15 protein-coding genes and 1 tRNA gene are annotated in these 18987 nt (G+C 67.6%); 10 read left to right on the plus strand and 6 right to left on the minus strand.

What is annotated here, in order from left to right:
* Positions 1-36: 36 nt before the first annotated feature.
* From yiaA to AC56LY_RS11625, 5 genes are all read right to left on the minus strand, one after another.
* Positions 37-462: an inner membrane protein YiaA gene (yiaA, locus tag AC56LY_RS11605; protein ID WP_499579482.1), complete on the minus strand. Its 426-nt coding sequence runs from the start codon at positions 460-462 to the stop codon at positions 37-39.
* Between the two features lie 95 nt (positions 463-557).
* On the minus strand, positions 558-944 hold the full coding sequence (crcB, locus tag AC56LY_RS11610) for a fluoride efflux transporter CrcB (RefSeq protein ID WP_499579485.1): 387 nt from the start codon (positions 942-944) through the stop codon (positions 558-560).
* Entirely contained in the window at positions 929-1387 is a 459-nt protein-coding gene (moaE, locus tag AC56LY_RS11615; protein WP_499579487.1) for a molybdopterin synthase catalytic subunit MoaE, read from the minus strand. The genes crcB and moaE overlap by 16 nt, the downstream gene beginning before the upstream one ends.
* Positions 1384-4098 (minus strand): DUF349 domain-containing protein, encoded by a 2715-nt coding sequence (locus tag AC56LY_RS11620; RefSeq protein WP_499579489.1) that lies wholly within the window; start codon positions 4096-4098, stop codon positions 1384-1386. Before AC56LY_RS11620 ends, moaE begins: the two co-directional genes overlap by 4 nt.
* A gap of 77 nt (positions 4099-4175) precedes the next feature.
* Positions 4176-4760: a hypothetical protein gene (locus AC56LY_RS11625; protein ID WP_499579492.1), complete on the minus strand. Its 585-nt coding sequence runs from the start codon at positions 4758-4760 to the stop codon at positions 4176-4178.
* A gap of 311 nt (positions 4761-5071) precedes the next feature.
* Here AC56LY_RS11625 and AC56LY_RS11630 point away from each other — a divergent pair, with 311 nt between their 5' ends.
* The 9 genes from AC56LY_RS11630 to AC56LY_RS11670 all read left to right on the plus strand — a co-directional run bounded on the left by AC56LY_RS11630 (position 5072) and on the right by AC56LY_RS11670 (position 15339).
* Positions 5072-6343 carry an exonuclease SbcCD subunit D C-terminal domain-containing protein gene (locus AC56LY_RS11630; RefSeq protein ID WP_499579494.1) on the plus strand — a complete coding sequence of 424 codons (1272 nt, stop codon included), beginning with the start codon at positions 5072-5074 and terminating at the stop codon, positions 6341-6343.
* The gene (locus AC56LY_RS11635; protein ID WP_499579498.1) at positions 6340-10089 is read left to right on the plus strand and encodes an AAA family ATPase; all 3750 of its coding nucleotides are present in this window, start codon (positions 6340-6342) and stop codon (positions 10087-10089) included. Before AC56LY_RS11630 ends, AC56LY_RS11635 begins: the two co-directional genes overlap by 4 nt.
* A 56-nt stretch (positions 10090-10145) precedes the next feature.
* A complete protein-coding gene (locus tag AC56LY_RS11640; protein ID WP_499579500.1) occupies positions 10146-10355 on the plus strand; it encodes a hypothetical protein in 210 nt (69 codons plus the stop codon).
* A gap of 25 nt (positions 10356-10380) precedes the next feature.
* Entirely contained in the window at positions 10381-11523 is a 1143-nt protein-coding gene (locus AC56LY_RS11645; RefSeq protein WP_499579501.1) for a methyltransferase, read from the plus strand.
* A 62-nt stretch (positions 11524-11585) separates the two neighbouring features.
* A tRNA-Met gene (locus tag AC56LY_RS11650) sits at positions 11586-11662 on the plus strand.
* 77 nt (positions 11663-11739) lie between these two features.
* Positions 11740-11973 (plus strand): hypothetical protein, encoded by a 234-nt coding sequence (locus AC56LY_RS11655; protein ID WP_183558164.1) that lies wholly within the window; start codon positions 11740-11742, stop codon positions 11971-11973.
* Between the two features lie 27 nt (positions 11974-12000).
* Positions 12001-13410, plus strand: coding sequence for an ATP-dependent RNA helicase DbpA (dbpA, locus tag AC56LY_RS11660; protein WP_499579504.1), 1410 nt, complete (start codon positions 12001-12003; stop codon positions 13408-13410).
* A 151-nt stretch (positions 13411-13561) separates the two neighbouring features.
* Positions 13562-14851 carry a PEGA domain-containing protein gene (locus AC56LY_RS11665; protein WP_499579507.1) on the plus strand — a complete coding sequence of 430 codons (1290 nt, stop codon included), beginning with the start codon at positions 13562-13564 and terminating at the stop codon, positions 14849-14851.
* A gap of 11 nt (positions 14852-14862) precedes the next feature.
* On the plus strand, positions 14863-15339 hold the full coding sequence (locus AC56LY_RS11670) for a TssQ family T6SS-associated lipoprotein (protein WP_499579509.1): 477 nt from the start codon (positions 14863-14865) through the stop codon (positions 15337-15339).
* Between the two features lie 4 nt (positions 15340-15343).
* On the opposite strand, the gene AC56LY_RS11675 is transcribed toward AC56LY_RS11670, so the two are convergent.
* Positions 15344-16936, minus strand: coding sequence for an amidase (locus AC56LY_RS11675; protein WP_499579512.1), 1593 nt, complete (start codon positions 16934-16936; stop codon positions 15344-15346).
* A gap of 174 nt (positions 16937-17110) precedes the next feature.
* Between AC56LY_RS11675 and ilvD the strand changes: the two genes are divergently transcribed.
* Positions 17111-18976: a dihydroxy-acid dehydratase gene (gene ilvD / locus AC56LY_RS11680; RefSeq protein ID WP_499579516.1), complete on the plus strand. Its 1866-nt coding sequence runs from the start codon at positions 17111-17113 to the stop codon at positions 18974-18976.
* Positions 18977-18987: the final 11 nt, after the last annotated feature.

Genomic DNA, 18987 nt, shown 5'->3' on the forward strand with positions numbered 1-18987 from the left:
CTGGCGTAAGAAAAACACCTACAAAACTGAAAGCGCTTAACTGTCAGACAACTTGGACTCCGGCAAGGGGCCAGCCGCCTGCAGATCGCGCACGTTCTTTTGCACGGCGACCACGGCGAACAGCGACAGCGCGAACGACATTGCATAAAAGCCTTTTTCGCTTAGTGCCAGCGTGGCGTTGACCAGGCCAACGCCCAGTAGTCCGATGGATGCTGCCAGCGAGAACCAGCACAGTGACGAATACAGTCCCGTGACCGGCAAGCCTTCTGAGCGGTCGCGCACGGTCTTTTGCAGCGAGATGGCAGCGAACAGGCCGTACAGCAGCAGCACGAGGTAATAACCTTTTTCATTCAGCTGCATCTGGGCGTTCCAGAGGCCAATGAGATAGGCCGCCATGCCGATGATGAGTGCGCCCCAGGAGGCGCCGACGAAGGCCGCAGTTGGCCGGTAATTGGTGTTCATGCTCGATCTCCCGTTCATTTACTGGACGGAAACTCTAGCATGCTTCAACCGGGCTATTCGTGCGTTGTCAGGAAAATCGCCCTGCCCTGCGGACTTTACCCGCGCAGGGTACGCAGCAGGGCGAAGCCGGCCATGCAGCACAGCAGCGCGCCGATCAGGTGCAAGGCCGTGTGGGCGAGCGCCCAGCCGATCTCGCCACGCTGCAGCAGCGTCATCGATTCGCCACTAAAACTGGAGAAGGTCGTCAAGCCACCGAGAAAGCCGGTAATGATGAACAGGCGCCAGTGCGGCGCCAGCCCGGGCTGATCGGCAAAGAACGCGAGCGCGCAGCCGATCAGAAAGCCGCCGACCAGATTGGCCGCGAGCGTGCCGATCTGGACAAAGCCGTGCAGGCTGCCCAGCCACAGACCCAGGCCCCAGCGCAGCCAGGCGCCAATGGCGGCGCCGAGCCCGACCGCGAGAAAATTCAGCGGGCTTGCCACCGCGCCCGCGCTGTATCGTCCGTGACGCGCGCATCGACCCAGCGCGCGCCGTCCGGCGTGTCTTCCTTCTTCCAGAACGGCGCTTCCGTCTTCAGGTAATCCATGATGAATTCGCAGGCCGCGAACGCATCGCCCCGGTGCGCGGCGGTAACCGCCACGAGCACGATCTGATCGAGCGGCAGCAGCGGCCCCACGCGGTGGATGACCAGCGTGGCGAACAGGGGCCAGCGCGCGGCGGCCTGGGCAGCGATGTCGTCGAGCGCTTTCTCGGTCATGCCGGGATAGTGTTCGAGCTCCATCGCGGCGACCTGCGCGCCATCGTTCAGGTCGCGCACGGTGCCGACGAACGTCACGACGGCGCCCACGCGGGCATCACCCTCGCGCAGGCGCGCGACCTCGAGGCCCAGGTCGAAGTCGCCGGTTTGTACACGCACGTGGTTCATGATCCCGCCTTTGGCTGCCGCAGCATCAGGCATTCGATGCGCGTTTCGGTGCGCACGTCGGCCAGCGCCGGCAGCGCCAGCAACGCATGCAGTTCGGTTGTGTTGCCGCCAGGCTTCTGGCCTGACTTCAACGAGCTTTGCAGCACCTCGACCTGCAGGCGCAGGCGGTCACGGGCAAATTCGGCGCCGCTGTCGATGCCGGCGGCGATCTCCAGGCGCAGCAGATCATTCAGCATGCGCGGCCGGTTTTCTTCGAGCTGGCGCGCATACGCGGCGCGATCGCCTTCGAGCGCCGCCAGCGCCGCATCGAAGCGCTTCTGCAGGATCGGCTCGTAACCGCCGTCGACCGGCGCCAGTGCCGCCCAGCGGGTACGCCAGTCGTCACCCTGCGTGTGGGTGCCGGCATTGCTGTCCGGATCGGCTAACGCCGTTTCGAGCGCCTGGATCAGGCGCAACTTGTCGCGCACGACGCCGGCCAGGACCGTGTCGGCGGCGCGCCGCACCTGCGCGACCTGGGCCTGCACCTGAGCCACGGCGGCCTGGTAGCGCCCTTCGATGCGTGCCTCGTGGGCACGCGGTACCGGGCCGATCGCCTGCCATTCGGCGGCCGCTTCACGCAGCATTCTGGCGACGTTGGACGGCGTGGCGTCAAGCGCCGCCGCTTCGAGACGTGCGCACAGCGCTTCCTTGGCCGCTTCGTGGGTACGGCGTTCGCTGTCGGCCGCGTGCGCGTGCTCCTTGCGGGCCGCAAACAGCGCGTCACAGGCGGCGCGGAAACGTTGCCACAACGCCTGCTCGGCCTTGCGTTCGAGCGGCAATGCGCGCGCATGCTCTTGCCAGCGGCTCTGCAACTCGCGCAGCATGTCGACCGCGTGCCGTTCGTTCGGATCGAGCTTGTGAACTTCTTCGATCAGTTGCTCGCGCACGGCCACTTCGACCTTGCGCTGGTTTTCAAGCGGGCGCTGCAGCGTGGTCAGCGCCTCGGCGAACAGGCCGTCGAGACGTTTCTTTTCCTTGCGATCGACCGCGCCCAGATGGCTCCAGGCCGTACGCAGGCGTTGCACGGTGGCGGACACGTGCTTCCAGTCGGCATTGTCCTGCTGCAAGTTTGCGATCTCGGCCTGGGCTTCGTCGACCAGCGCCTGGCCGCGCGCGGCATTCGCGTGGCGCTCGTCGGCCAGCTGGCGGAAATGCGCGGCGGCCGGCGCGTAAGCAGCGCTGCAGGCGGCGTCGAAGCGCTCCCACAGACTGCGCGGCGCCGGGCCGGACAAGGTATCAAGTGCCTTCCAGCGCTCGCGCATGCTGCCGACCTTCTTGGCCAGCTCGCCCATCGCCAGGTTCTGCGTGGCCAGCGTCTCGACCGTCTTGATCAATTCTTCGCGCGACACGTTACCGCCCCAGCGCGCCCAGTCCGACAAGCGCTTCAGGTCGGCGCGCAGATGGTTCAGCTGCTCGAGCTGGGCGCCCGTCAGGCGTACACCTTTGTCCTTGGCTTCCTTCAGTGACTTGTCGATTTCGGCGGCGGTGCCGAGCGAGCCCTGCTGCAGGGCGGCTTCAAGCGCCTCCAACTGGTCGAGGAAGGCCTGGTCGGCACCCTTGGCGTTGACGGGCGAGCTGCCGTTGTCGGCTGGCGCTGCAGCCGGGACTGCTTTCGGCTTGCGAACCGCTTGCGGGAACGACGCGAGCAAGGCGTCGAAACGCACTTGCAGCGCTTCAGCAGCGGTTGCATCAGCAGCGTTCGCAGGCATGGCCGGCAGGCGCTGCCAGTCGCGGCGTAGTGCATCCGGTGTCAAATCTGCCTGTGGCTGGGCTTCCCATGCGGTGAGTGCCGCGTCACGGGCGGCCAGCGCTGCGGCATCCTTCTCGGCGGTGGCCAGACTGGCTGTCAGGCGTGCCAGTTCATTGCTCACCTCGCCGACCAGTGCGCGCGGCAGCGATGCGTGGCCGGGGTCGGCCAGTGCCGCTGCCTGTTCCTGCTGCAGGCGGGCCAGCGCCTCGCCGAGCGCAGCAGCGTCAAGCCCCTGCCCGTCGAGCTGGCGCAATGCGGTCAGGCGATCGATCATGGCGCGCTGCAACTGCACCTGCGCTTCGAGACGCGCGCCAAGCTGGGCGCGCACGGCCTCGAAGTCGGCTGCAAGTTCGGGCGCGCGGATGACCGACCATTTGCGGTCGAGTTCGCCAACGTGGTTGGGCGTGAGCAACGCATCGGCCAGCATGGCGCGCGCCTGCGCCAGGGTGTCTTCACCACGGCGCAATTCAGCTTCATGATGGCGGATCGCGTCGAGTCGGCCATGCACGAGCTTGGCAACGCGGCGATCGACATTGCGCATCGCGCCGTACACGCGCTCGAGGTGCTCGCGCCTCTGGAGCAACTCGGCAGCGGCCAGGCGCAGTTCGGAAAACGGGGATTGCAGGATGAACTCGGCAGCAGCGGCTTCGTCGCTGCCAAGCGCCCTGAGCTGCGCCGACTGGCGCTCGCGGGCGCTGGCCACGGCGGCGCGCGCCTCGGCGGCCTGGGCTGCAGCCTGGTTTGCGGCCTGCTCTGCAGCGGCAGCCGCTGCTGCCTTGGCCTTGTTATTGGCCTTGCTACCAACCTTGCCAGCGACCGGCTGGGCTGCGCCCGATTTCGCCGGGGCCGGCTTGGCGGCGCCCTGCTGCTCGCCGGACGCGGCCGGCTTGCTGCCCTGCCGTTTGAAGAGAAAATCGAACATAGGAAATTCGCACCGCTAAAACTGCCATCATAGCAAAGAACATGGCGTCAACCGGTGCGCACGGCCCGCTGCTGCGGCTAATTCACGATGGGCGCGACGGGCGGCGAGACCGCCGATTTCCTGACTGAAACTTCTGGGGCTGCGACGGCCCGCACTGCGCTGCGCCCCGCGTCACGGTGTTCGTTCTGCACCGTGTCATGGGCCAGCATCTGGTTGGCAATCGTGAACCAGTGGTCCCCCGGAATCACCGTGCGTGCCAGTGGCAGCAGTTCGCGCTCTTCGCGGTCCAGGCGCTCAAGCAGCAGTTCGCAGCATTCTTCGAGTGCCGCCAGGCAGCCGGGATCGCCGGCGGCGGCGGCGGCCTGGGCCACCATGCGCGCCGCATGCGCGCGCCGGCTCAGCGCATCGAGCTCGGCCAGCAGCGCGACCGCATCGACGCCGCGCCGGCGCAGCGCCGGCAGCACGAACTTGTCGAGCTTGCGCCACTGGCACGCGTCGCTGACCTGGCGCAGTGCCTCGCAGGCCGCGTCGTACTGGTGCGCCGTCGGCGGTTCGCCCCACCAGGCGGCGGGCCGCCAGCGCTCGAGCAGTGCCTGCAGCTCGACGCGTGCCCGAGCCTGTTCGACGGACAGCGCCACCAGCGTGTAGGTGGAAGTCAGCATGATGTCTCCTCTCAATGCGCCGCCAGCGCGCATGGGAGGCCATGCCGGATTGGCTGGGGGTGCGGGTATCGGGGTAGCCGGCGCTGGATGTTGTAGTAGTAGCCGGCGACAAGAACTAGCTAGTGTAGAGACAAGGTCCTGGTCAGGTTTGATGTTCGTCAAATGCGATTTGACAACAAGAGCGGGGTCAGGCACGACGAATTTCCGTACACAACATGCTTGCGAGATGGTATTGCACAGCGCGCCACGACGGGTCGCCGGCTGCGTTATAGTAGGCCCCGATTTCGGCTTTCCCAACGGTAGAACTCTCCATGCGGCTGCTGCACACCTCCGACTGGCATCTTGGCCAGACCCTGCACAATTTCGACCGGATCCACGAACACGGGTGCTTCCTCGACTGGCTGGTCGAAACGCTGGACGAAGAGCGCGTCGATGTGCTGCTGATCGCGGGCGATATTTTCGACAACGCCAATCCGTCGTCGGCCGCCCACCGCCAGCTGTATCGCTTCCTGCAGCAGGCCCGCAGCCGCGTGCCCCATCTGCAGGTGGTGGTCATCGCGGGCAACCACGATTCCGCCGGCCGCCTGGAAGCGCCTGCACCGCTGCTCGAAGCCTATGGCACGATCGTCGTCGGCAATGTGCTGCGCAGCAGCGATGGCGAGGTCGACCTCGAGCGTCTGCTGGTGCCGCTGCATGACCGCGCGGGCAATGTTGTGGCCTGGTGCCTGGCCGTGCCATTCCTGCGCCCCGGCGATGTGCCGCGCCTGCGCGCTGCGGCGGGCGATGTACCCGCCGCCGAGACAGGGCTCGATCCGTATCTGCAGGGCACGACCCTGCTCTACCGCCAGGCGTATGCGCTGGCGCGCGCCCGCGCTACCGACGGCCAGGCCATCATCGCCATGGGCCACTGCCATATGGTCGATGGCCAGGCGTCGCTCGACTCCGAGCGCCGCATCGTCATCGGCGGCACCGAGGCGCTACCCAGCAGCATGTTCGATCCCGGCATCGCCTACGCAGCGCTAGGCCACCTGCACCTGGCCCAGAAGGTCGGCGGGCGCGAGAACGTGCGCTACAGCGGCAGCCCGCTGCCGCTGTCGTTTTCCGAAGTCAATTACCAGCACCAGGTGCTGCGGATCGACCTGGAAGGCGATCATGCCGTGGAAATCACGCCGCTGTTCGTGCCCCGCGCGGTGGCCTTGCTGCGCGTGCCGGCCAAACCCGCGCCGCTCGACGAAGCACTCGCGGCCCTGGAGGCACTTGAACTCGATCCCGACCTGCCGCAGCATGCCTGGCCCTTTCTCGAAGTCAGGGTGCTGCTCGATGGCCCCGAACCGGGCCTGCGTTCGCGCATCGAGGCGGTGCTGGCCGGCAAACCCGTGCGCCTGGCCAAGATCGAACCGACACGCAAGCACGTGGCCACCGACGATACGGAACTCGCGCTGAGCCTGGACCAGTTGGCGCAACTGCAACCGGACGATGTGTTCCGCCGCCTGTGGCTGCAGAAATACGGCGCCGAAGCACCGCCCGAGCAGATTGCGTCGTTTGCCGAACTGTTTCACGCGGTGGAAGGCGAGCCGCGATGAAGATCCTGCGTATCAGCGGCAAGAACCTGGCTTCGCTGGCGGGCGAGTTCGCCATCGATTTTGAATCCGAACCGCTTGCCTCCGCCGGCCTGTTTGCCATCAGCGGCCCGACCGGCGCCGGCAAGAGCACCCTGCTCGACGCGCTGTGCCTAGCGCTGTATGGCGACACGCCACGCCTGCTCAAGCGTTCGAGCACGCGCCTGCCGGATGTCGGCGAAGAAACGGTCACCGCCCAGGATGCCCGCACGCTGCTGCGCCGGGGCGCGGCCGAAGGCTGGGCCGAAGTCGACTTCGTGGGCAGCGACGACCGGCGTTATCGCGCCCGCTGGGCCGTGCGGCGCTCGCGCAACAAGCCGAACGGCGCGCTGCAACCGGTCAAGATTTCGCTAAACCGGCTGCCCGAACTGATTCCCGTGGGCGGCACCAATACGGAAGCCGCGGCAGAGATCGTGCAACGCATCGGCCTGTCGTTCGAACAGTTCACGCGCGCCGTGCTGCTGGCCCAGAACGAATTCTCGGCGTTCCTCAAGACTGACGAAAACGAGCGCGGCGAACTGCTCGAAACGCTCACCGGCACGACGATCTACAGCGACATCTCGCGCCGGGCGTTCGAGCGCTACAAGGCCGAACAGGTCCGCACGCAAGTCCTGCAATCGAAACTGGCCAATGCCGCGCCGCTGTCGCCAGAGGACCGCGCGCTGCTGGAGGGCGAGCGCACGAACGCCGACCTGGCCCGGCAGGCGCTGGACGATCGCCACGCCCTGCTCGAAGGGCAACTGCGCTGGCACCAGGAACTGGACAAGCTCACGCGCGGCGAAGCGCAGGCCGAGCAGGTACTGGCGACGGCCAACGCGCAAAGCGCGGACGCCGGCGAGCGGCGCCAGCGTCTGGCCACGCTCGACGCGGTGCAGGCGGCGCGCCCCTTGAGCCTGGAAGTACAGCGCCTGGAAGCCGAGCGCCGGCAAGCCCATTCAGCCATCGAGACGACGCAGGCCCAGCTCGCGGCCGCGCTCGAGGTACGGCGCACCAGCGTGGCCGAGACCGATGCCGCCACCGCGCAGCTGGACGCTGCTGAAGCAGCATTGCGCGCGGCCACGCCGCAACTGGATGACGCCAAGGCGCTCGATGCCGCGCTGGCGGCATTGGCGCCCAACCACATGCAGGCGCAGTCAGCACTCGACGCCGCGCGCACGCACGCGAGCCAGATCCGCGACCAGCGCCAGGCCAGGTCCGATGCACTGGCACGCGCGCAGCAGGCGCGCGATGGCGCTGCCGCCTGGCTGGCGGCCCAATCGCGGCTGGACGCGGTGGCCGGCGCCTGGAGCCAATGGGAACGCCTGCTGCGCCAGGGCGAAGATACGCTTGTCACGCTGGCCGCCAGCAAGGCGGCGGCAGAGACAATCCAGGCCCAGGCACTGGGCGCTGCCGAGCGCGAAGCGCAGGCCACGAGCGCGCTCGCGGCCAGCACCGAGCGCCTCGACGCGCTGGAGACGACGCGCCGCGCGGCGATGGCGGCGCTGGCCGGCTTCGATGCCGAGGCCATCGGCGCCGGGCGCCAGGCACTCGACATGCAACGCGAACGCCTGACGCAGGCCGAGCGCACCTGGACCGATCTGTCGGCTGCACGCGCCACACTGGCCGGCCTCGCGCGCGACGTCGACCGCGTCGAGACGGCACGCTCAGGCGCCGAACAGGGACTGGCCGAAGCGCGCGCTGGCGCAGCAGCGCTGGAAGCAGCCATGGCGCAGGCCGAGCGCTCGCTGGCGGCAGCGGAACTTGCGTGCGCGGCCGATGTCGAACAGATGCGCGCAAACCTGGAGGACGACGCGCCGTGCCCGGTCTGCGGCGCCCACGAGCACCCGTATGCGCATCAGGCCGCGCCACTGCAGACCATGCTAGCCAGCCTGCGCGCCGAGGTTGCCGGCTGCCGTCTGCGCGTGCGCGTGAACAACACGCTGCAGGCACAGCACGCTGCGGCGGCCGGCGCGGCGCACGAGCGTCTGGCGGCGCTGGTGCACGAGCGCAGCACGCTGGACGAGCGCGTCGCCAGCCTCGAGCAGACCTGGCATGCCGACCCGCTGGCTACCGGCGCGCCGCCGGCCGACGAATGCGCCGACTGGTTTGCCGCGCAACGCAGCGCGCTGCGCGCCGCGTTTGACGGGCTCGCACTGCAAGAACAACAGTGGCGCGCCGCTGCTGCCGCCCGCGACGCGGCCCAGCGCGATGTCGACACCGCCCAGTCCGAGCTGGCGCGCAGGCGCCAGGCGGCGGAGGCCGAACGCGAGGCGACTACCCAGTTACAAGCCGCGCTCAGGACGCACGCGCTGCGCCACGAGGCTGCCGACACGCAACTGGCCGCGCTGCTGGCCGAACTCGACGGCCCTCTGGCCGACGCGCATGGCGACGGCTGGCAAGCGGCATGGCGCCGCGATCCGGCCACCTGGCGTGGGGCGCGCGCACAGGAAGCCGCCGCGTGGCGCGAGCAGACCGACGCACTGGCCCGCGCCAGCGCGGCAATCGCAACGCTGGCCGTGGAAACGACGGCCCTGGCCACGCGCATTCTGGAACTCGACACCGCCGGCGCGCGCAGTGCGCTCGACTTCGAGCGCATCGACGCCGAATTCACGCAGAAGCGCACGGCGCGCGCCGCGCTGTGGGCAGGCCGCCCGGCGCGCGACGTCGAGCGCGAACTGAACGCCGCCGTCACCGGCGCGCGCGAAGCGCTCGCAGCCCGCCAGCTGGTGGCGCAGCACGCGGCACAAGGCGAAACGACAGCGCGCACCGCACTGGCCGGCCTGGTCGAGCGCGTGGCGCAACTCGACAGCGCCGGCGCGGCAGCAGCCACTGCGCTGGCCGACTGGCTGGAGGACTACCGCAAGGACCCCGACGGCGTGGACGACATCGCCAGCCTGGATGCACTGGCCCGCCTGCTGCAAGTGGGCGCGGCCTGGCTGGCGCAGGAACGCACCGCCTTGACTGCGATCGACACCGCCATCGGCCAGGCCACGGCAATCCTGAACGAGCGGCGCGCCCAGCGTCTGGCACATCTGGCGTCGGCCCCGCCGGACGGCCAGGCAGTCGAGGTCGTCACTGCGGCGTTCGAGGCGATCCAGGCCGAGCGCCATGCGGCCATCGAAGCGTCGACCTCGGCGCGCCTGCGCGTCATGCAGGACGACGAGCGGCGCGTGGCCGCCGCATCCAGCCTGCGCGAAATCGAGCAGCAGCAGGTGCAGGAACAGCGCTGGGGCAAGCTGTCGGAACTGATCGGTTCGAGCGACGGCAAGAAATTCCGCAACTACGCCCAGCAGTTCACGCTCGACGTGCTGCTTGGCTATGCGAATGCGCACCTGGCGCAGCTGGCCAAGCGCTATCGCCTCGAGCGCGTCAGTTACCAGGGCATGCCGTCGCTGGCGCTGATGGTGCGCGACCAGGACATGGGGGGCGAAGTGCGCTCGGTCAATTCGCTGTCCGGTGGCGAATCGTTCCTGGTCTCGCTCGCGCTGGCGTTGGGGCTGGCCTCGCTGTCGTCGAACCGGGTGCGGGTCGAGTCGCTGTTCATCGACGAAGGCTTCGGCAGCCTCGACAGCGAAACGCTGGGCGTGGCGATGGATGCCCTGGATGCGCTGCAATCGCTGGGCCGCAAGGTGGGCGTGATTTCGCACGTGCAGGAGATGACCGAGCGCATTGCAACCAAGGTGCTGGTGCGTCCGGCAGGTGGTGGCAGCAGCGCCGTGGTGGTCGAATGAGTGCGGGCCGGGCGGTGTAGAATGCCGCCCTCCTTCCCTTTCCCAGCTCCGTGATCATGAAACCAGCCCGTACCCTCACGTTCAAGTGCGCGAAATGCGCCAAGCCAGTCACCGTCTATCTGCAAAAAGTCTCCGCCTGCTCGCATATCCAGCCTTACCAGGGCATCTGCAGCTGCGGCGAAGTCAAGCGCCACGCCACCGGCAATGCCGACGCTGTTGCGTCCTACCTCGCCTCGAGCGATGGCAACTGGAACCATCACCATTAATATCACCAATAAGATGGATCAAGCGATGGCACGCATCGAATGGATCGAGGACGGCGTCGAACGCTCGGCCGTCTGGCGCTCGGAAAGTGGCTGGCCCGCGCCAAAGAAAGTGGTGCTGGCCGACGACACCATGAGCGCCGACGCCGCCTACCGGCTGGCGCTGGACGGCACGGCGCTGCTGTGGCGCGGCGACTTCCAGAACGCGCGCCAGCTGGTGCAGGCGCTGGCGCGCCGGATCGACCACAAGGGCGAGCGGCCACGCCGCGCCAAGGCCGGCAAGGCCGCGCCCACGCCGCTTGAAGCCTTCCACCGCCATCGCCTGTCCCAGTTGCAGCGTGCCCGCACGCTGGCGATGCTGGTGCTGCCATTTGAGGCCGACCATAGCATCCCCCTGCACCGCGCACCCGATGCGCAGCAGGCCTGCCTGGAAGCGTATGGCCCGGTCGACGCGCCGTATGTCGCCTCGCTGCGCGAGTTGCTGGGCGTGATCGGCGCCCACGAATGGCGCAGCAAGGGCGTCATGATTCCGGCGCTGAACGACCGCATCCATCCGTGGTACGGCGTGTTCTCGCCCGTGCGCGGCGAATACGTCGAGCTGGTCGCGCAGGCGCCACTACCTGCCGGTGCACAGCGCGCATTCGATATCGGCGCCGGCACCGGCGTGCTGTCGGCTATGCTGGCGCGGCGGGGCCTGGAGGTGCTGGCCACCGAAGTCGATCCGCGGGCGCTGGGCTGCGCGCGAGAAAACATCGAGCGCCTGGGTCTGGCGTCGCAGGTCGAGATCGCGCAGACCGACCTGTTCCCGGAAGGCCGCGCGCCGCTGGTGGTCTGCAATCCACCATGGCTCCCGGGCAAGCCGAGTTCGGCGATCGAATATGCGATCTACGATCCGGACAGCCGCATGCTGCGCGCGTTCCTGGCGGGCCTCGGTGCCCATCTGGAGGCCGGTGGCGAAGGCTGGCTGATCATGTCGGACTTCGCCGAGCACCTGGGCCTGCGCAGCCGTGATCAGTTGCTTGGATGGATTGCGGCGGGCGGCCTGGAAGTGATCGAGCGCCACGACACGCGGCCCGTGCACCCGCGCGCGACCGATGCCGACGATCCGCTGCACGCGGCGCGCTCGCAGGAAGTCACGTCGCTGTGGCGCCTGCGCAGCAGCCCCATTTGAGGGATTTGCCCCCAATGCAAGTCGCGCATTGCATATTGCTGCGCAGCGCGCTATAATTGCGCTGCGGGGTGGAGCAGTCTGGCAGCTCGTCGGGCTCATAACCCGAAGGTCACAGGTTCAAATCCTGTCCCCGCAACCAATTCAATACAAAAGCCCGACTCACAGAGCCGGGCTTTTGTTTTCTATGGCAACAAAATGCAACCTCGAAGGCAGAGGATGAGAGACAAGAAAGACCACGCAACGTTCGACCTGCCTGGTTTCGAGCCGGCAGCGCCGCTCGATACGGTCACCGAACCCAAACGCACCGGCCCTCGTCCCCGCCGCAGCTCGCTCAAGCAAGAACAACTCTGCCTGATCGACGAAACCGACAACTCCGGCCTGCCTGTCTGGCGCCGCGACGACAAGCTCGACCTGACCGGCCTGCCGGTCTGGGCGCCCGATCCCCAATAGCGTCGGCCCTGCCGGCTGGAGGCTTCCATGCAATCCGATTCGTTTACCTCGCTGGCCCTCACGCCGCAATTTCTCGCCAACCTGACCACCCTCGGTTACGACCACATGACGCAGGTGCAGGCGGAAACGCTGCCGTCCGTCCTGGCTGGCAGCGACCTGATCGCCCAGGCCAAGACCGGCAGCGGCAAGACCGCGGCATTTGGCATCGGCATCCTGCACAAGCTCAATCCGGCCTGGTTCGCGATCCAGGGCCTGGTGCTGTGCCCGACGCGTGAACTGGCCGACCAGGTCGCCGGCGAACTGCGCCGGCTGGCGCGCGGCGTGGGCAACGTCAAGATCCTGACGCTGACCGGTGGCGTGTCGATGCGCCCGCAGATCGCCTCACTGGAGCATGGCGCGCACATTGTCGTGGGCACGCCGGGCCGCATTCGCGACCACCTGGGCCGCGCGACGCTCGACCTGGCCAACGTGCAGACGCTGGTGCTGGACGAAGCGGACCGCATGACCGACATGGGCTTTTACGACGAGATCGCGGGCATCGTGTCGGCCACGCCGAAACATCGCCAGACGCTGCTGTTCTCGGCCACCTACCCGGACGATATCCGCTTTGCCACGCAAGGCTTCCTGCGCGATCCGCTGGAAGTGAAGGTCGAAGGCAAGCACAGCTTCGAGCAGATCGACCAGCGTTTTTATGAGATCGGCTTCGAAGGCCGCGAAGATGCGGTCGGCCGCCTGCTGCGGCATCACCGTCCGGTGTCGGCACTGGCCTTCTGCAACACCAAGGCGCGTTGCCGCGAACTGGCCGATGCCCTGCAGGCGCAAGGCTTTTCGGCGCGCGCGCTGTACGGCGAACTCGAACAGAGCGAGCGCGATGAAATCCTGGTGCTGTTTGCCAACCGCAGCTGCTCGGTACTGGTGGCCACTGACGTCGCTGCGCGCGGCCTGGATATCGCCGACCTCGGCACCGTGATCAATGTGGACGTGTCGAAAGACCCCGAAGTCCACGTGCACCGCATCGGCCGCACCGGCCGTGCCGGCGGCAGCGGCATGGCGCACACCCTGTGCGCGCCAAATGAAAAGAAATGGGTTGGCCTGATCGAGCAGTACCAGGACCAGCCGGCCGTCTGGGAAAGCCTGGCTGCGCTGGGTGACGACGCCGAACCGGCCGCGCCGGCACCGATGGTCACGCTGGTCATCGCTGGCGGCAAAAAAGCCAAGCTGCGTCCGGGCGACCTGCTGGGCGCGCTGACGGGCGACGCCGGCCTGACGAAAGACCAAGTCGGCAAGATCAATATCGGCGAATTCAACAGCTATGTCGCGCTCGAGCGCAGCGTGGCGCAGGCCGCGGTCAAGCGCCTGGGCGAAGGCGACGCGCCGGGACCGGGCTTTGGCGTCATCAAGGGCCGCTGGTTCAAGATGCGTTTTCTCGACGCCTGAACGGTTGCGCGGCAGCGCGTTTGCCGCGCATCTGCCACCCCATCTGCCGCGCACGCTTAAGTTGGGGGTACCGTCTTCCCCACAAATCTGGCATTATTTGCAATAAATAAACATTCGTTCGGCCCGCGCAAGCGGCGACCGGCAAGATGCCATGAACCCCAGCACACCCCCGCAGCAACTCGACGGCCGCACGGTCCGCGATATCGTCGAGTACAACCACGAGATGGTCAGCGAGCCATGGTGCCGCCGCATCATCCGCCAGGTGCTGCAATCGCTCGAAGTCCAGTACGGCATGAACGTGCCGCACCGCCGCATCACGCCCGACAGCCTGCACATCCTCGACGCCGGCGACCCGATGCTGGTGCCGGGCTACAGCGAGTTGCCCGACACCGCCGTGCCGGCCGACTACGAAGCACGCGACCTGTACGACCTGGCCGCCGTGATGCATTACGCGATTTCGCAGGAACTGGCACCGGTCACGTTATTGCGCACGCTGGGCCTGCCCGACTACAGCGAAGGTTTCCTGGCGGCGCTCGACCGCTGCCTGTCACCCGATCCCGCCGTACGTCCGCAAACCATCGAGCAGATGCGCGGCCTGCTGGGCATTGCCGTCATCGCACCGAAGCCCGCCATGTCGCTGCCGCCGATCGACGACGAGCCGGTGACGCCAGTGGTGCCGCTGCCAATGCCAACGCCAGCACCAGCACCGCCGCCAGCCCCTCAGCCGACGCCCGAACCTGTCCGCGCGCCTGAACCGGTGGCGGCGCCTAAGCCAGCGCCGGCAGCGCCCGCCCCTACCCCCGCCCCCGGCCCGCTCCCGATGCGCGCCGCCGCCAATGCATCGACGCCGATGGCGCCCGCGCCAACGCCGGTCGCTGCCCGCCGCAACAAGACACGCTGGCCGCTGATCATCGGCGCCATCATCCTGATCCTGGTCGCGCTGGCCGCCTTGTTCGCACTGATGCGCCAGGCCGACCTGAGCGGCATGAAAGACATGTCCGCGCTGCCGGCAACGCCCGAGGCACCCGTGCCGGCGGCCGCCCCGGCGCCGCTGGTCACGCTCGCCGAAGAGCCGGCGCAACTCGACGCGCCGGTCATCGACGAGACCGAACCGCGCGCAGCCACGACCACCCCGCTGCCGGCCAAACCCGACGTCGCCGTGCCACCCACAGCAGTGCGTCTGGCGCCGCAAGGCACGCCGCCCGAAGCGGCCATCGCCGGCACCACCTACAAACTGCTGATCCAGCCGTGGGGCACGATCGTCGTCGATGGCGTCGAGCGTGGCGCCACGCCACCGCTGAAGCACATCACGCTGCCGCCGGGCGAGCACACGATCCGCATCGTCAACCCGGGCTTTCCGGAGCACACCGTGACCGTGCAATCCGTGGAAGGCCAGAGCGGCACGATCGAACTTGATTTCACCGAGGAGAAAACGCCTTGAGTATCCGTTTCATGAAACACCTGCCTGCGTCGGCGCTGATCGCCGTGATGGCAACTGGCTGCGCCGAATTCGGTCCGGCACTGGGCGGCAAGGAAGCCGCGCGCGCCCATCCCCGCGCCGACGATGCGCGCCCGCGCGCCGAACGTGCCCAGCGTGCCGACCGCACGAGCCGCCCCGCAGCGGGCACGGTCGACCGCAGCGACGTCGCGCTGCGCGAAGGCATTGCGCTCTACAACGATGGCGATTACAACGGCGCGATCCGGCGCTTGAGCAGTGCCGACATGAGAAGCGGCACCCCGCGCGAACGTCTGTCGGCCGCCAAGTACACGGCGTTCAGCTATTGCGTGAGCGGGCGCCAGGCGCTGTGCCGCGAGACGTTCGACGGCGCGTTCCGTCTCGATCCGGCCTTCGACCTGAGCCCCGGCGAGCATGGCCACCCGCTGTGGGGCCCGGTCTTCAGCCAGGCCAAGCAGGCCGCGCGCCGCTAGTGGTTCAGGCGCCCACGCGGGCCCGGTAGGTCGGCGCGCGACGGCGCCGGCTGGCCTGCTCGTAGGCGTATGCCATCCCGATCAGCGCCGGCTCGCTCCACGCCGTACCGACGAACGACAGCCCGACCGGCAAACCGTGGATGAACCCCGCGGGCACCGTGATGTGGGGATAGCCGGCCACCGCCGCAGGCGATGAAAAACTCGCGCCGTAATGGTCGCCGTTGACGGTGTCGGTCAGCCAGGCTGGCCCGCCGGTCGGCGCCACCAGCGCGTCGAGCTTGTAGGCGCGCAGCACCTGGTCGATCCCCTTGTCGCGTGAATAGCGCTGGTTGTTGGCCAGCGCCTTCACATAGTCGCGCGCCTGCAGGCCGCCCGCCGCCTGCGCCGCAATCAAATGCTCCTGACCGAAGAACGGCATCTCGCGCGCCGCGTTGCGCAGGTTGAACGCAATGATGTCAGCCATGCTCTTGACCGGCGCGTGCGGCGCGTACGCCGCCAGCCACGCTTCGAGATCGGGGCGGAATTCGTGCAGCAGCACGGTCAGCTCGGACGCGCCGTATTTGTCGGTATTGGGCACCGTGACATCCACCAGCACCGCCCCCTGCGCCCTGAGCACGCCCAGCTCCTTCTCGATCAGCGCATTCACGCCGTCGTGCCCGCCAAAAAAATCACGCGCGACGCCGATGCGCTTGCCGCGCAAGCCATCCTTGTTCAGCGCGTTCGCATAGTTGACGGCCGGTGCGCGCGCCGTCGCGCCGTCCTGCGGATCGGCGCCGGCCAGCGCCGCCAGCAGCAGCGCCGCGTCGGCGACGCTGCGCGTCATCGGGCCGGCTGTGTCCTGCGAATGCGCGATGGGAATGATGCCGCTGCGACTAACGAGGCCCAGGGTGGGCTTGATGCCGACGATGCCGCAGGTCGACGCCGGCGAGACAATCGAGCCATCGGTTTCGGTGCCGACGGCCAGTGTGGCCAGGCTGGCGGCCATTGCCGAGGCCGAGCCGGAACTCGAGCCGCTCGTGTTGCGATCGAGCGCATACGGATTGCGGGTCAGTCCACCGCGCCCGCTCCAGCCGCTGGTCGAGCGGGTCGAGCGCATGTTCGCCCATTCCGACAGATTGGTCTTGCCCAGGATGACAGCGCCGGCACTACGCAGGCGGGCCACGATGTGGGCGTCGCGCCGGGCCTTGATGCCGTCCAGCGCCAGCGAACCGGCCGTCGTGCTCATCTTGTCGGCGGTGGCGATATTGTCCTTGAGCAGGACCGGAATGCCGTGCAGCGGGCCGCGCAGCTTGCCCGCCTTGCGTTCGCGGTCACGCTCGCGGGCGATCTCGAGCGCATCGGGATTGATTTCGATAACCGAGCGCAGGCGCGGGCCGGCGCGGTCGACAGCCGCGATGCGGGCCAGGTAACGCGAGGCCAGCTCGTGCGCCGTCAGCTTGCCGGCGCGCATGGCCTGCCCCTGTGCGTGGACGCCGGCTTCGAGGATGGCGGCTGGCGCCGTTTTCGATGGTGCGGCCTGTGCCAGCAAGCTCGTGCCAGCAACTGTGCCGGACACCGTGCCGGCCACGCCCATTCGTACAAAATCCCTGCGCTCCATGCCTGTGTGCTCCGTGAAATGGCCAAGCAATAGAATAGCAGCAACGTGCCAGGCCGACTGTCCGGCTGTGATAGGCGAAACGACTCACAGACTGGCCGATCATATATTGGACAAATCCAGCGCCAGCCGTCACCCTGATCCAATCATTGTTTTGCATTATTCTGGGAGATTGCCATGCCGACTTACCGTTCACACACCACGACCCAGGGTCGCAATATGGCAGGCGCCCGTGCCCTGTGGCGCGCCACCGGCATGAAAGACGGCGATTTCGACAAGCCGATCATTGCCGTGGTCAACTCGTTCACCCAGTTCGTGCCGGGCCACGTCCACCTGAAAGACCTGGGGCAGCTGGTCGCGCGCGAAATCGAAGCGGCCGGCGGCGTGGCCAAGGAATTCAACACCATCGCCGTCGATGACGGCATCGCGATGGGCCACGGCGGCATGCTGTACTCGCTGCCCTCACGCGACCTGATCGCCGACTCGGTCGAATACATGGTCAACGCGCACTGCGCCGACGCGATGGTCTGCATCTCGAACTGCGACAAGATCACGCCCGGCATGCTGATGGCCGCGATGCGCCTGAATATTCCGACCGTATTCGTCTCGGGCGGCCCGATGGAAGCGGGCAAGGTCATCAAGGTCGTCAACAACGAGCGCAAGGTCATCAAGCTCGACCTGATCGACGCGATGATCAAGGCCGGCGACGCCTCCGTGTCGGACGCCGATGTGGTCGAGATCGAGCGCTCGGCCTGTCCGACCTGCGGGTCGTGCTCGGGCATGTTCACGGCCAACTCGATGAATTGTCTGACCGAGGCGCTGGGCCTGGCGCTGCCGGGCAACGGCACGATCGTCGCCACCCACGCCGACCGCAAGGAGCTGTTCCTGCGCGCCGGCCGCCTGATCGTCGAGACCGCCAAGCGCCACTACGAGGAAGACGATTACTCGGTGCTGCCGCGCTCGATCGCGACCAAGACGGCGTTCGAGAACGCGATGGCGCTCGACGTGTCGATGGGCGGCTCGACCAACACCGTGCTGCACCTGCTGGCCGCCGCGCACGAAGCCGAAGTCGACTTCACGATGGCCGACATCGACCGCATCTCGCGCCTGGTGCCCTGCCTGTGCAAGGTCGCGCCGATGACCGACAAATACCATATCGAAGACGTGCACCGCGCCGGCGGCATCTTCTCGATCCTGGGCGAACTGGCGCGCGCCGGCCTGTTCGACACGTCGCTGCCGACGATTCACAGCCCGACCATGGCTGCAGCCATCGAAAAATACGACATCGCGGTCAGTACCGACGAAGCCGTGCATCAGTGGTTCCGCGCGGCCCCGGGCGGCGTGCCGACCCAGGTGGCGTTCTCGCAATCCGAGCGCTACGAAAAGAACGACCTCGACCGCGCCATGGGTTGTATCCGCGACCGCGAACACGCGTATTCGAAGGATGGTGGCCTGGCGGTCTTGTACGGCAACATCGCCGAAAAGGGCTGCATCGTCAAAACGGCCGGCGTGGACGAGAGCATCCTCAAGTTCTCGGGCAAGGCGCGCGTGTTCGAGAGCCAGGACGCAGCGGTCGAAGCGATTTTGGGCGACAACGTGGTAGCGGGCGACGTTGTCATCATTCGCTATGAAGGCCCGAAAGGCGGACCGGGCATGCAGGAGATGCTGTACCCGACCTCGTATATCAAGTCCAAGGGCCTGGGCAAAGCCTGCGCCCTGTTTACCGATGGCCGGTTCTCGGGTGGCTCGTCGGGCCTGGTGATCGGACATGCGTCGCCGGAAGCGGCCGAAGGCGGCGCGATCGGTCTGGTGCAGGAAGGCGACATGGTCGACATCGACATCCCCGAGCGCACCATCAACCTGCGCGTGACGACCGAGGAACTGGCGCACCGCCGCGCAGCAATGGACGCACTGGGCGCGGATGCATGGCTGCCGCTGGGACGCGAACGTTATGTGTCGCAGGCGCTGCAGGCCTATGCGGCGCTGACCACGTCGGCCGATCGCGGCGCGGTGCGGGATCTGGCGCAGTTGCGCCGCAAATAACAGCCTCCCGG

Source organism: Telluria sp. ZT3P25 (assembly GCF_059685895.1).

Bases quoted from the DNA above. Each gene is read 5' to 3' on its own strand.
- yiaA (WP_499579482.1), bottom strand. From the start codon at position 462: ATGAACACCAATTACCGGCCAACTGCGGCCTTCGTCGGCGCCTCCTGG.
- moaE (WP_499579487.1), bottom strand. From the start codon at position 1,387: ATGAACCACGTGCGTGTACAAACCGGCGACTTCGACCTGGGCCTCGAG.
- AC56LY_RS11620 (WP_499579489.1), bottom strand. From the start codon at position 4,098: ATGTTCGATTTTCTCTTCAAACGGCAGGGCAGCAAGCCGGCCGCGTCC.
- AC56LY_RS11625 (WP_499579492.1), bottom strand. From the start codon at position 4,760: ATGCTGACTTCCACCTACACGCTGGTGGCGCTGTCCGTCGAACAGGCT.
- AC56LY_RS11630 (WP_499579494.1), top strand. From the start codon at position 5,072: ATGCGGCTGCTGCACACCTCCGACTGGCATCTTGGCCAGACCCTGCAC.
- AC56LY_RS11635 (WP_499579498.1), top strand. From the start codon at position 6,340: ATGAAGATCCTGCGTATCAGCGGCAAGAACCTGGCTTCGCTGGCGGGC.
- AC56LY_RS11640 (WP_499579500.1), top strand. From the start codon at position 10,146: ATGAAACCAGCCCGTACCCTCACGTTCAAGTGCGCGAAATGCGCCAAG.
- AC56LY_RS11645 (WP_499579501.1), top strand. From the start codon at position 10,381: ATGGCACGCATCGAATGGATCGAGGACGGCGTCGAACGCTCGGCCGTC.
- AC56LY_RS11655 (WP_183558164.1), top strand. From the start codon at position 11,740: ATGAGAGACAAGAAAGACCACGCAACGTTCGACCTGCCTGGTTTCGAG.
- dbpA (WP_499579504.1), top strand. From the start codon at position 12,001: ATGCAATCCGATTCGTTTACCTCGCTGGCCCTCACGCCGCAATTTCTC.
- AC56LY_RS11665 (WP_499579507.1), top strand. From the start codon at position 13,562: ATGAACCCCAGCACACCCCCGCAGCAACTCGACGGCCGCACGGTCCGC.
- AC56LY_RS11670 (WP_499579509.1), top strand. From the start codon at position 14,863: ATGAAACACCTGCCTGCGTCGGCGCTGATCGCCGTGATGGCAACTGGC.
- AC56LY_RS11675 (WP_499579512.1), bottom strand. From the start codon at position 16,936: ATGGAGCGCAGGGATTTTGTACGAATGGGCGTGGCCGGCACGGTGTCC.
- ilvD (WP_499579516.1), top strand. From the start codon at position 17,111: ATGCCGACTTACCGTTCACACACCACGACCCAGGGTCGCAATATGGCA.